The organism is Lentibacillus populi (assembly GCA_014642895.1).
Classification (GTDB): Bacteria; Bacillota; Bacilli; order Bacillales; family Amphibacillaceae; genus Lentibacillus_C; species Lentibacillus_C populi.
Genome location: BMJD01000070.1, coordinates 1 through 12,811 on the forward strand (window position 1 = coordinate 1; position 12,811 = coordinate 12,811).

At 40.3% G+C, this 12,811-nt stretch carries 16 protein-coding genes; 15 read left to right on the plus strand and 1 reads right to left on the minus strand.

Annotated features, from left to right (window positions below):
* Window positions 1-177: 177 nt before the first annotated feature.
* A complete protein-coding gene (locus tag IEX12_RS21895; protein WP_102415102.1) occupies window positions 178-1,068 on the plus strand; it encodes a patatin-like phospholipase family protein in 891 nt (296 codons plus the stop codon).
* 368 nt (window positions 1,069-1,436) lie between these two features.
* Here IEX12_RS21895 and IEX12_RS21900 read toward each other — a convergent pair whose 3' ends face one another.
* Window positions 1,437-1,805 (minus strand): SA1362 family protein, encoded by a 369-nt coding sequence (locus tag IEX12_RS21900; RefSeq protein ID WP_188725901.1) that lies wholly within the window; start codon window positions 1,803-1,805, stop codon window positions 1,437-1,439.
* Window positions 1,806-2,173: 368 nt separating this feature from the next.
* On the opposite strand from IEX12_RS21900, the gene IEX12_RS21905 reads away from it, so the two are divergent.
* The 14 genes from IEX12_RS21905 to IEX12_RS21970 all read left to right on the plus strand — a co-directional run bounded on the left by IEX12_RS21905 (window position 2,174) and on the right by IEX12_RS21970 (window position 12,377).
* Window positions 2,174-2,698 carry a YqhR family membrane protein gene (locus IEX12_RS21905; protein WP_230856035.1) on the plus strand — a complete coding sequence of 175 codons (525 nt, stop codon included), beginning with the start codon at window positions 2,174-2,176 and terminating at the stop codon, window positions 2,696-2,698.
* A 136-nt stretch (window positions 2,699-2,834) separates the two neighbouring features.
* Complete coding sequence (locus tag IEX12_RS21910) at window positions 2,835-3,896, plus strand: M24 family metallopeptidase (protein ID WP_088051009.1); 1,062 nt, start codon at window positions 2,835-2,837, stop codon at window positions 3,894-3,896.
* A 28-nt stretch (window positions 3,897-3,924) separates the two neighbouring features.
* Window positions 3,925-4,482, plus strand: a complete 558-nt coding sequence (efp, locus tag IEX12_RS21915) for an elongation factor P (protein WP_188725902.1) — start codon at window positions 3,925-3,927, stop codon at window positions 4,480-4,482.
* 140 nt (window positions 4,483-4,622) lie between these two features.
* A complete protein-coding gene (gene spoIIIAA, locus IEX12_RS21920) occupies window positions 4,623-5,609 on the plus strand; it encodes a stage III sporulation protein AA (protein ID WP_102415105.1) in 987 nt (328 codons plus the stop codon).
* Window positions 5,545-6,057 (plus strand): stage III sporulation protein SpoIIIAB, encoded by a 513-nt coding sequence (spoIIIAB, locus tag IEX12_RS21925; protein WP_088050606.1) that lies wholly within the window; start codon window positions 5,545-5,547, stop codon window positions 6,055-6,057. Before spoIIIAA ends, spoIIIAB begins: the two co-directional genes overlap by 65 nt.
* 63 nt (window positions 6,058-6,120) lie before the next feature.
* Window positions 6,121-6,327: a stage III sporulation protein AC gene (gene spoIIIAC, locus IEX12_RS21930; protein WP_088050605.1), complete on the plus strand. Its 207-nt coding sequence runs from the start codon at window positions 6,121-6,123 to the stop codon at window positions 6,325-6,327.
* Window positions 6,328-6,333: 6 nt separating this feature from the next.
* The gene (spoIIIAD, locus tag IEX12_RS21935; RefSeq protein ID WP_088050604.1) at window positions 6,334-6,726 is read left to right on the plus strand and encodes a stage III sporulation protein AD; all 393 of its coding nucleotides are present in this window, start codon (window positions 6,334-6,336) and stop codon (window positions 6,724-6,726) included.
* A gap of 28 nt (window positions 6,727-6,754) precedes the next feature.
* Window positions 6,755-7,936: a stage III sporulation protein AE gene (spoIIIAE, locus tag IEX12_RS21940; RefSeq protein WP_088050603.1), complete on the plus strand. Its 1,182-nt coding sequence runs from the start codon at window positions 6,755-6,757 to the stop codon at window positions 7,934-7,936.
* 10 nt (window positions 7,937-7,946) lie between these two features.
* The gene (gene spoIIIAF / locus IEX12_RS21945; RefSeq protein ID WP_155554408.1) at window positions 7,947-8,567 is read left to right on the plus strand and encodes a stage III sporulation protein AF; all 621 of its coding nucleotides are present in this window, start codon (window positions 7,947-7,949) and stop codon (window positions 8,565-8,567) included.
* The gene (spoIIIAG, locus tag IEX12_RS21950; RefSeq protein ID WP_230856034.1) at window positions 8,564-9,199 is read left to right on the plus strand and encodes a stage III sporulation protein AG; all 636 of its coding nucleotides are present in this window, start codon (window positions 8,564-8,566) and stop codon (window positions 9,197-9,199) included. Before spoIIIAF ends, spoIIIAG begins: the two co-directional genes overlap by 4 nt.
* A gap of 12 nt (window positions 9,200-9,211) precedes the next feature.
* Complete coding sequence (locus IEX12_RS21955) at window positions 9,212-9,778, plus strand: SpoIIIAH-like family protein (RefSeq protein WP_155554406.1); 567 nt, start codon at window positions 9,212-9,214, stop codon at window positions 9,776-9,778.
* A 265-nt stretch (window positions 9,779-10,043) separates the two neighbouring features.
* Entirely contained in the window at window positions 10,044-10,547 is a 504-nt protein-coding gene (accB, locus tag IEX12_RS21960) for an acetyl-CoA carboxylase biotin carboxyl carrier protein (protein WP_155554405.1), read from the plus strand.
* Between the two features lie 15 nt (window positions 10,548-10,562).
* Entirely contained in the window at window positions 10,563-11,912 is a 1,350-nt protein-coding gene (gene accC, locus IEX12_RS21965) for an acetyl-CoA carboxylase biotin carboxylase subunit (RefSeq protein WP_088050598.1), read from the plus strand.
* A 69-nt stretch (window positions 11,913-11,981) separates the two neighbouring features.
* Window positions 11,982-12,377 carry an Asp23/Gls24 family envelope stress response protein gene (locus tag IEX12_RS21970; RefSeq protein WP_088050597.1) on the plus strand — a complete coding sequence of 132 codons (396 nt, stop codon included), beginning with the start codon at window positions 11,982-11,984 and terminating at the stop codon, window positions 12,375-12,377.
* The last annotated feature ends 434 nt before the right edge of the window (window positions 12,378-12,811 follow it).

Sequence of the window (12,811 nt, forward strand, 5' to 3'; positions counted from 1 at the left end):
GAGGAATTGCCCTCAAGTCTGGCTTAGTAAGGTGGAAAACCCTGAAACCCGAGGACAAGAAGGCAATATCTAACTCCTGTTTTCTACTCTACTTCTGTAGTGGTGTTATAAAAAATTATGTTCTAATTTTCAATTAGCAGCTTAAAAATGTATAAAGACCAGATAAGGGGCGAACCGATGAAAATTGATGGCGTGTTCTCTGGTGGTGGTGTAAAGGCATATGCATTTTTGGGTGCATTGAAAAGTATAGCTGAACAGGAGCATAAATTGGAACGTGTTGCAGGTACCTCAGCTGGTGCCATTGTTGCAGCATTTGTAGCGGCAAATTATCGCCTGGATGAACTGGAGGAATTACTAACCGATCTTGATCTGAAGAAATTTCTCGATCAGCCGGCTATCAGCAACTATATTCCGTTTAGTAAGTGGCTGTTCTTATATTTTCAGATGGGGATTTATAAAGGGGATAAACTGGAAAATTGGTTATATGACCGTTTGGCAGAGAAAAATATTTATACCTTTAATGATGTCCAAGCGGGTTATTTAAAAGTTGTGACAAGCGACCTGTCACTTGGAAAACTTGTTGTTATACCTGATGATTTGGAACGGATTTATGGTATTAATCCAAAATTCTTTCCCGTAGCAAAGGCTGTAAGAATGAGTGCGGGTTTTCCATACTTTTTTATGCCAAAAAAACTGCCCGGAAAGACAAAGCATAAAAGTATTGTCGTTGATGGTGGCTTATTAAGCAATTTTCCGTTATGGATATTTGGAAATGAAGATAAAACGAAAAAACGTCCGGTGCTAGGAGTAAAATTAAGTACAGACGTGAAAGGTTATCAGCCACGCAAAATCAAAAATGCTTTCGATATGTTTCAGGCGCTTTTTTCAACGATGAAACAGGCGCATGATGCAAGGTATATTTCCACCTCACAAAAAAACAATATCATTTTTATTCCAGTCGAAAATGTGGAATCAGTCAATTTCTCTATAGATGAGGATATAAAAAACAGGTTAATAGCAACCGGAAAAAATAGTGCCGATCAGTTTTTGCAGAACTGGCCCAGATGATTTATGGTAGAACAAAGGCGTAAGCGCCCGGTTAGCGGTGTATATGCTGCGCCCTGCCAAGCAGGGTGGTTCGGTGTTGCCGCGCAAAGCAGCGGTTTTAACCGAACATTCCTACCGTAGGAGATAAAGGAAACATGCCACTAAAAAAGGGGTAGACGTGAGTTGGACGCAAAGTCCGCTTTTAGTCGGCCTTCCTTCTTACCCGAGGCGATGTTGACTTATCGTACGAAGCTATTCAGATATAATGGAGGGAGGCGGGTGTTGCATACTAACCGCTGTGCGCTGGAGCCGGACGTGGCCCCCAGACATGAGCGGAATAGAGCCTGGATTCTTATACTTTCTTACCTATTACAAAAAACCGAGCTCATTTAAAAAGAAGCCCGGTTTTTTCGTTTATGCTTATTTCCGTCAATTACACGTAAATGGGAAGCACGTTTTGTTGCTTTTTTCTTTATGGGCAATGGCTGCGAGTGCATCTGTTTAGTAGATTTCGCTTTCGTTTTATACTTTGCCTTTGATTGTTTAACCGCTTGTTTATATTTTTTCATATCGCTGGAAGGGGTCCTTTTTCTGAGAAAGATGAAATAGATTACCGCAAATACTGCTATACCGACACCGAGCATCGTAAAGATACTTGTGAAAAAGCTTGCCGTATTGGTAAATAGCTGGGAAACCAAGCCGATGGCAGCAAGACCAATGATTAAATAAATAAACACGGAAACTATATTACGATTCACAACCAGTGACCTCCTTTCACTTTTTGAACATCCTCTTATCGGGAATCATAATAAACCCATTACTACAGATATACCACTAAAAAGGGGTTTTATATCACTTGTTACCATAAATTCTGTCCTTTTTGCCTTGAAATATTCACTATTATTCTTTTTTCCTTCATGTTTCCCACAAGATGGCATTCTTAACTTGATTCATTTAAACAAACAATCCCATCCATTTCCACTCACCAGATACTTCTCCTTCTTCCATATTACTAAAAAAGATCGCGAATCACTAGCTACATGCTGCTAACACATCGCCTAATTAAAAACCTGCAAGACTTATTTTTAAACAACAATTGGTGATAATAAAGTTGGAGGTGGTTATCGTGTCGGAAACAAAACAAAAAGACGAAGCAAAAATGGAACAAACGAAGCGTGATAAACCAATGTCCATTTTGCCAAGATCATTATTTACTGGTTTTATCGGGGGATTGATCTGGAGTACATTTGGGGTAATCATGTATTATTTTAATTTTTCTGAGGTTGCACCGAAAACGTTTGTATTGCGGTCCTGGTTGAAGGCAGGATGGACCAATAGCTGGCTAGGTGAAATTGTATCCGTGCTGCTCTTGGGACTGCTCTCCATTTTAACTGCATTTGTCTACTACGGATTATTTAAGAAAGCTAATTCATTGTGGTTTGCTGCGGGCTTTGGGGTTGTGCTGTGGGCGATTATTTTTTATGTTTTGCAACCAATATTCGGCAATGTGCCGCCGGTCGCGGATCTAAATAGAGATACGATTGTTTCAACAATATGTTTATTTATTCTCTATGGAACCTTTATCGGGTATTCGATTTCATATGATTATCATGATACGATTGTAAAAGAACAGCGCAAGTCCAAAGAATAAAAAACGTTATTCAAAAGTTTTGGTTTATGATAAACTAAAAAAGTCTTTAGAGTTATCAAAATGACAGACTAGCGGGTGTTGAGTGGTCAAAAAGGCATTAACATGTGCCCGAAAACGGATAGAAAGGGATGGAGACATGGAGAAACTAACGAGATTGAGAGAAGAACTGGAAGCAAACAAATTGGATGCCATTATGATTGGGAGTCCGATAAATCGCCGGTATGTTACAGGTTTTACAGGTACTGCCGGTGTTGTCCTCATAACGCAGAACGATGCACTATTCATTACCGATTTTCGCTACATAGAGCAGGCGACAAAACAGGCAACACAATTTAAAATTGTCGAGCACAAACAGGTAATCGTACAAGAAATAAAAGATCAATTGGGACAACTGCATGTTAAACGGTTAGGCTTCGAAAAAGATCATGTTACATATTCGGCGTATGAACAGTATCAAGAAGCATTTGATGCAGAACTTGTCCCTGTCAGCGGAGTAGTTGAAAAACTGCGTTTAATCAAGACCGATAGCGAGCTAACCATCATGAAAAAGGCAGCCAAAATTGTCGACGATGCTTTTGTGCATATTCAAAACTTCATTAAACCAGGTGTAAAAGAAATGGATATCGCTAATGAACTGGAATTTTTTATGCGTAAGCAAGGTGCAACATCATCCAGTTTTGATACGATTGTTGCCTCTGGATATCGTGGAGCATTGCCGCATGGGGTAGCTTCTGAAAAGGAAATCGCAGAAGGGGAGCTGGTTACGCTGGATTATGGTGCACTATACCAGGGATACTGCTCCGATACGACTAGAACGGTTGCCGTTGGTGAAATTAGTGACGAGCTGATGAAAATATATGATATCGTATTAACTGCACAGCTAAAAGGAGTGGAAGGTGTTAAACCTGGAATAACTGGTAAGCAGGGAGATTCAATTGTTCGGGATTATATAACAGAACAAGGATACGGCGATTATTTCGGACATTCCACCGGTCATGGACTAGGGATGGAAGTGCATGAGCAGCCATCACTCTCCTATCGCGCTGAAACAATACTTGAACCGGGAATGGTTGTTACGGTTGAGCCAGGTATTTATGTACCGAATGTAGGCGGTTGCCGGATTGAGGATGATGTGGTTGTAACCGAGACTGGTAATGAGCGGTTAACGTTCGCTGAAAAGAAATTGATTCAATTATAAGCAGGTTTTTTAGGGAGGAATTTTTTATATGATTTCAGTTAATGATTTCAAAACAGGATTAACCATTGAAGTAGATAATGATATTTGGCAAGTTCTCGAGTTTCAGCATGTAAAGCCGGGTAAGGGTGCTGCATTTGTTCGTTCTAAATTGCGTAACCTTAGAAACGGCAATATCCAGGAAAAAACATTCCGCGGCGGTGAAAAAGTAAATAAAGCACATATTGAAAACCGGAAAATGCAATATTTATATGCATCCGGTGATACACATGCATTTATGGATACAAACACATATGAGCAAATTGAAATACAGACAAGTCAAATTGAACATGAACTAAAATTTATGAAAGAAAATATGGAGGTTTCGGTGATTACGTACGAAGGGGAGATTCTCGGTGTAGATCTGCCCAATAACGTTGAATTAACGGTAACAGAAACGGAGCCAGGGATTAAAGGGGATACAGCTAGTGGCGGTTCAAAACCCGCCACATTAGAAACTGGCCTTAGTGTACAAGTCCCCTTCTTCATTAATACCGGGGATGTTTTAGTGATTAATACAGCCGACGGCAAATATGTTTCACGAGCATAAGAGACTTTCCGCATGAGGGAGAGACCAAACAAGGGTCTCTCCCTCATTTTTTTGTCTTTCCATGTAATTGATTTCCAAGTCATAATTCAACTTCACAGACATACATTTAAAATAAAGCTATTACAAGGTGAGGACATGCTATGGAAGAAATTTTACGTCTATTTCCGGAATTTATTCGAAAAAAGGTACAAGCCAAAGTAGGGAGGAAATGGGGTGCATTGCAGGAAATTCGTTTCCGGCTGGAGCAGCCAATTGAGCTTGTTTTTGATGACCAGACAGAATGGATTGCCGGGGCTAAGCCTAGTCAAAAGGATGGCATGCATGTTCTGAATCAAATAAGCCAATTTTCCTTATACCGGCTGGAGGACGAACTGCGTGAAGGCTACGTCACCATTGAAGGCGGACATCGGGTGGGGCTTGCTGGAAAGGTAAATACGTTGAATGGTTCTGTAAAAGCAATTCAGCATATCGCCTTTATGAATATCCGGATAGCAAAAGAAAAAATTGGAGCAGCATCTGTTCTTCTGCCGTTTCTGTATGAAAATACGTATTTTAACACATTACTTGTTGGGGCACCGCAAACAGGAAAAACAACGATAATTCGTGATCTGACACGTCTGATTGCCTCAGGATGGGGGAATGTACCGGCTAGTAAAGTTGCCGTTATTGATGAACGGTCGGAAATTGGTGCTTCCCTAAAAGGTGTGCCACAGCACAATCTGGGTTTTCGGACCGATGTGATGGATGCTTGTCCGAAAGCAGAAGGCATGATGATGATGATCCGTTCCATGTCACCGGATGTGCTGGTTGTCGATGAAATTGGCAGTGTTCAGGATGTACAAGCAATGATGGAGGCAATTCATGCTGGCGTGACAATAATTTGTACCATTCACGGACAAACATTGGATGAATTAAAAAAACGACCTTCTTTACAAGCGTTATTTCAGCAACACGTTTTCGACCGGATCGTTGTTTTGGATAAATGGAAAAGACCTGGTCAGATTAACAAAATCTATAATCAGAAAGAAGAAAATATCTGCAGGAAATCCGAGGTGACTCCGTATGAAGTGGGTTGGGGCACTTCTTTTAGTAAGTATGACAACATGGATCGGATTCGAAATCAGTAAACGACTAAACGATCGTCCAAGGCATATCAGGCAGTTGAAAAATGCATTGCAGATTTTGGAAGCAGAAATCCTGTATAGTCAGCTGCCATTACAAGAAGCCTTTATGATAATCGCCAAACAAATACCTGAACCGATGAAATCCTTTTTTCATGCGTTAAGTGAGGAAATGAAAAAAGATGGTATCGAATTAAGTCTTTTATGGGAGCAGCATGTAAATACATTAATGCAGCAATCCAGTTTAGGTCCTATTGAAAAGGAAATTTTAAATCAATTTGGGCAAACATTGGGGCAGCATGATTTTACACAGCAGCAAAAACAAATCCAACTTACTGTCAGTCATCTCGACCGGGAATTGGAGGAAGCGAGAGATAATCAATATCGATACAGCAAAATGGCCAAAAGTTTAGGAGTTTTAAGCGGATTATTTATTGTCCTGTTATTTTTCTAATGAATCGGTCATCCATGGAGCACATCTACAGAATTTTCCTTAAGGTAAGAAAGGGGTACTTCCATGCTGAATGATGCAACCGTATTATTTCAAATTGCCGGGATTGGCATAATCGTGGCAATCATCCATACGATCATGAAACAAATGGGGAAAGAAGATATTGCTCATCTTGCAACAGTGGTTGGGTTTATTCTTGTTTTGATCATTGTTATTAATGGCCTGGCAGATCTGTTTCAGCAGATCAAGTCTGTATTCCTGTTCCAGGGGTAATGGTACATGGATATCATACAGATTGTTGCATTTGGTATTGTTACAAGTATTTTATATATCATTCTAAAAGATTTGAACACATCATTCGCTTTCTTTCTCATTTTAATAACGGGAATCATAATTTTTTTGGCCATTATCAAACAAATAGGCGTTATTTTTTCACTACTTGAGTCTTTGGGTGCAAAAGCAAATATCGATGGCATGTATATGGAGACGATCCTGAAAATTATCGGTATCGCCTATATCGCAGAGCTTGGTGCCAATATTACAAAAGACGCGGGGCTTGGGTCTGTTGCGGCAAAAATTGAACTCGCCGGGAAGGTCTTTATTTTACTGTTGGCAATCCCGATTATCACAGCCGTTATTGAGGCAATATTGAATTTTCTCCCGGCCTCGTAATAGTTGATAAAGGAGTATATATGGATGAATGAAACTAGCTAATCGAAGCATTGTCGTTCTGGTTATTCTGTTAATTTTAACCAGTTTCAGTGGAAGATCTGTTTTTGCTGCTGCAACTGATACAAATGGATTGGAAGCCAATATTCTCGAGGAAATCGAATTGGATGGAATCCAGCAATATTGGGACAAGCTTGTCAGTGATTATAGTGGTTATATACCGGAGCTGGAAAAAACGAGTTTGTATGAATTTATTAAAGATAACGGCTCTTTCTCCATGAAAAATATTTTGTCAGGGATTGTAAAATATTTGTTCTATGAAATCATCCTGAATGGAAAACTGCTTGGGCTGCTGCTCATGCTTACCTTATTTTCCGTGCTGCTGCAAATGGTCCAAACGGCATTCGAACGTAATACTGTCAGTAAAATAGCCTATTTTATTGTTTACTTGGTTCTGCTTTATCTGGCACTAAATAGCTTTTACTTGGCATTTTCTTATACGAAAGACGCGATTGATTCGATGAGTGATTTTCTTATTGCATTATTGCCGCTCGTTCTTGGGTTGATGGCTACCTTTGGTAATGTCGTTTCTGTTTCCTTTTTTCATCCGATTATCGTTTTTTTGATCTATGTGAGCGGGGTACTCGTCTCGAAATTTATTTTGCCGCTTATTTTTTTATCTGCTTTGTTAATGATCGTCAGCAGCTTGAATGACCGTTATAAAGTGACACATTTGGCTAATTTATTCAAGTCGGTTGCACTCGGGGTCCTTGGGGTATTTTTAACGATTTTCCTTGGCGTCATGTCGGTACAGGGTGCAGCGAGTGCAATCCAGGACGGTGTCGCAATGAAAACAGCCAAGTTTATTACAGGAAATTTTATCCCGATTGTTGGACGAACGTTTACCGATGCGGCCGATACTATTTTGAGTGCTTCATTGCTATTAAAAAATGCGGTCGGGATTGTCGGATTGGTCATTGTTGTGTTTCTGGCATTATTTCCGGCAATCAAGATATTTGCGATTGCGTTTATCTATAAAATAGCTGCAGCGGTTTTGCAGCCAATAGCTGACGGGCCTGTTATTACGAGTTTAAACGTGATCAGCAAACATATTTTTTATATTTTAGCAGCACTTTTGGCTGTCACATTAATGTTTTTTTTGGCGATTGTCATATTAGTAGTCGCCAGTAATATTACCTTATTGCTGCGCTAGGGGTGGTCTAGTGGATTTGCTCGTAGAATGGGTGACACAAATAGTAGTCTTCCTGATTGTAGCCATGATTATTGATCTGATTATCCCGGCTACTGTAATGAAAAAATATATTAAATTGGTTGTTGGGCTTATATTAATATTAATATTTTTAAAACCGGTTTTTTCTTTATTTGATATGAATGTAGAACAAGCACTGGAAGCCTCGTTTTCCAAGCTTACGAAGGAAGAATCGGCTGAAGGATCAATGGAAAATTCCATCGAAATGCAAAAAAGAGAAATACAAGCTACCCAAAGTGCATATATTTTAGAAGAAATGGCTGTCCAACTAAAAGATCTTGCAAAAGACAAGCTGGCAGAAGACTATCAAGCGAAGATTCTTGATATAAACTTTCAGCTCACAACAGAAGAAGAACCTACATACGAAGATCTGGAGGAAGTCATTGTATATCTTGGTCAGATGGAAGAAGAGGAGGGAGCAGTGAGCACAGTTGATCGTATCGAAATTAATACCGATGACCCAGTAGTAAATGAAGATGAACAAGATGTGCAGGGAATCAAAAATTTGTTACAGGATGTATGGGAGATCAATGACGACAAATTAACAATTGTATGGGAAGGAGGGTCACCTTGATCGAAAAACTAAAAAACTTCTTCAGTGACAAAAATACAACCAGCAACGTAAAAAATCCATCCAAAAAAATAAAATATTTAATCGTCATTGGTTTACTGGGACTGCTCTTAGTCATTATAAGTAACGTATTTTCTACATCACCTGAAGAAGGGCAACAGGATGCGATGAAACCGAATCAGCCTGCTACGGAAACAAAAAGCACTTTTTCCAAAAAAGAATCCACCACTTCAAATGTTGGTGAATTGGAAGCAAATTACGAAAAGGATCTGAAGCTAATGCTGGATAAGATTCAGGGTGTATCCGAGACAGAAGTGATGGTAAATCTTGATTCAACAAAGGTAAAGGTTTATGAAAAAAACCTGATTACTGGTCAGCAAACAACAGACGAATCGGATAAAAATGGTGGAACAAGGGAAATTCAGGATGATACGAAGGAAACAGAGGTTGTTTTAGTCAGACAGGGAGATAAAGAGGTTCCACTGTTAATCCAAACAAAAAAACCAGAAGTGCGAGGTGTGTTTATCGTTGCAAAAGGAGTAGACAATGCCGCAGTGAAAAAATGGGTGACGGATTCAGTTGCAAGAGTGCTTGATGTACCGATCCATAAAGTGTCAGTAATGCCAAAAAATTAAGGAGGATGTAACATGCTGAAAAAACAAACGGTATGGCTTTTAACAATGTTAAGTCTGATGATTGTACTAAGTGTCTATTACATGACTTCTCCAGATACGGATGAACTTGCATTTCTGGAAAACGGGAAGGAAGATAAAGCAGATGAAACAGCAACAGCGGACCAGCCGGGGAGTGACGACGCAAAGGTGGATGAGACGACCAATATAGGCGAAGATCAGTTGTTTGCTTCCCTTCGTCTGGAAATACAAGAACAGCGCAGCAAGGAGAAATCCCGGTTAGAAGAAATTGTCGCATCCAGTACTGCCAGTACATCGGAAAAAAATCAGGCATATGATGATATTGATGCAATCGAGCAGCGATCATCAAAAGAAACGATGGTCGAGGATACGATCCTTGCTTCTGCGGATTACCAGGATGTGCTCGTCCGCTTTGATGATAGCGATCAGAATAAAGTTCACGTAAATGTAAAAGTTAATGAGAAATTACCGAATCAGGAAGTATTGAACATTATGCAAATGGTTCGTGATGAATTTGGCGAAATACCTGTAACTGTAAATTGGCAGCCAGTAGAAGGTTGAAAATAGGAAGATTTTTAACTCTTATCTTTTATGGATAGGAGTTTTATTTTTCCCATTCGCAATATAATGCTATCATTGCTATAATTAACTGTGAAAACGCTTTGCATAGGGGTAAATCATAGAAAAAAGTGTAAGGTGTCACTATATTTAGCAGTTGCTACCTGATATAATAGTTGATGTTTTTCAGGTCTTTATCGTAAAATGTTTAAGAGAAGTTATTAGTACCTGTTAATAATTTTGTATATATGTGAAGGGGTGCCAGAAAATGTTAAAAGTACAGGAAATCCGTGACTTAATTGAACTTATTGATCAATCATCCATTGATGAATTCACCTATGAAACAGAGGGAACGACTGTTTCAATGAAAAAAGCTGTTGGAGAAATAGAGGTCGGACCGGTTAAGCAAGCGGTAAATCCGGTCGAAAAGCCTGAGATTACAACGCCTGAACCAAAACAGGTGAAAAAGGAACCGGAAAAACCTTTGGAAACGCCAAAAGGAGAAGGAAGGGAACAGACCACCGTTGATTATGATTACGAAATTGAATCGCCAATGGTCGGTACTCTTTATACTGCTTCTTCTCCTGAAGCTGATCCATACGTGCAAAAAGGGAGCGCCGTTCAAAAGGACACCGTTGTCTGTATTGTAGAAGCCATGAAATTATTCAATGAGATTGAGGCAGAGGTTAATGGGGAAATCGTGGAAATATTAGTGGAAGATGGTGAATTGGTTGAATATGGCCAACCACTATTTAGAGTGAAGACTAAATAAGGGGACTAAAAACATATGATTAAAAAACTGTTGATTGCTAACAGAGGGGAAATTGCGGTTCGAATTATTCGAGCATGTAAAGAAATGGATATTGAAACAGTTGCCGTCTATTCGGAAGCAGATAAAGAGGCGCTGCATGTCAAATTGGCTGATGAAGCTTACTGTATTGGCCCGAAATTAAGTAAGGACAGCTATCTTAATTTCACCAATATCATGAGTGTCGCTATCTTAACAAAAGTGGATGCGATCCATCCGGGGTACGGGTTTTTAGCAGAGAATGACGACTTTGCCGAAATTTGCAAGGCATGCAACGTAACGTTTGTTGGGCCAACGCCTGCTGCAATTCAAAAAATGGGAATAAAAGATGTTGCAAGAGAAACGATGAAACAAGCGAATGTCCCAATTGTTCCCGGATCAGAAGGCATTATTGAAAGTGAAGAGGAAGCAATTGAAGTTGCCCGGGAAATCGGGTATCCGGTAATTATTAAAGCTACTGCTGGTGGAGGCGGAAAGGGGATCCGCGCTGCCAAAAATGAGGAAGACCTGATTAAAGGGATTCGCATTACGCAAAAAGAGGCGGAAACTTCCTTTGGCAACCCCGGCGTCTATATTGAAAAATTCATCGAAGACTTCCGGCATGTAGAAATTCAAGTTTTAGCCGATCAGCATGGCAATGTTGTTCATCTCGGTGAACGGGATTGCACCATTCAGCGGAGATTACAGAAACTGGTTGAGGAATCGCCGTCACCAGCTTTGACACCAGAAATCAGGAAGAAGATGGGTGATGCTGCCGTGAAGGCTGCAAAGGCTGTTGATTATGTTGGCGCTGGAACAATTGAATTTATTTTTGATCGCACAAGTAAGGACTTTTACTTTATGGAAATGAACACCCGGATCCAAGTTGAACATCCTGTTACAGAAATGGTAACCGGAATCGATTTGATTAAAGAACAAATTAAAATAGCGAATAATGAACCTTTATCTTTCACACAAGAGGAAATTGAATTTGACGGCTGGGCAATGGAATGCCGAATCAATGCTGAGAATCCTTTTAAAAACTTTATGCCATCACCAGGTAAAATTGAGATGTATCTACCACCTGGCGGGTTTGGAGTGCGTGTCGATTCAGCCGCCTACCCCGATTATTCGATACCGCCATACTACGATTCGATGATCGCTAAATTGATTGCGTACGGACCAACGAGGGAAGCGGCAATTCAGCGTATGAAACGGGCATTGGATGAATTCGTCATTGAAGGGATCCATTCAACCATTCCATTTCACCGGATCATTATGGATCATGATGTTTTTGCAGCAGGCGATTTTAATACCAAGTTTCTGGAAGAACATCCGATTGAAGAATGAACAAAGGCGGAAGCACCCGTTTAGCGACGTATGGGTTGCGCCCTGCCAAAAGAAGAGGAGTGAATCACTTTGAGTGAACAACCATTGTTAGACGTTAGCGACGATACGGGCCTTGGTAAAGTTGAAATTGCTCCAGAAGTAATTGAAGTCATTACCGGTATTGCCGCATCCGAGGTCGAAGGTTTGTCATCGATGCGTGGTAACTTTGCATCAGGTGTTGTGGAACGTTTTGGGAAAAAATCACACGGGAAAGGTGTAAAGGTTGAATTAACCGATGCTGGGATATTAATTGATTTGTATGTTGTTTTGAATTTTGGTGTCTCTATTCCAGAGGTCGCACAGAAGCTGCAAACCAATATCAGGCAAACGGTGAAAAATATGACAGCACTGGAAATCGCCGAAATAAATATTCACGTTGTTGGTGTACAAATGGAGAGCAAGGAAACAACTGAAGAAAATGAATAAGTTATTCGAGGTCAAGGAAAAATCTTTGGCCTCGATTTGTTTTATAAAAGGATACAAAAAGAGAACAAAGGCGCAAGCGCCCGTTTAGCGACGTATGGACTGCGCCCTGCCAAGCAGGGTGGTTCGGTGTTGCCGCGCAAAGCGGCGGTTTTAACCGAACATTCCTACGTAGGAGATAAAGGAAACATGCCCCTAGCAAAAGGGGTATGCCGACGTTGGGCGCAAAGCCCGTTCTTAGTCGGCCTACCTTCCTACCCGAACCGATGTTGACTTATCGTACGGAGGTGAGGGAAGTCCACTACAGCTTTAGCGCTGGAGCCGGACGTGGCTTACCCTACCGAGAGCAGAATAGAGCCTAAATTTATATACTTTTGTATGAAAACACTTATCGAGAAAAGCCAATACAAAGCTAGACCCTTCATCATTCAATTTTT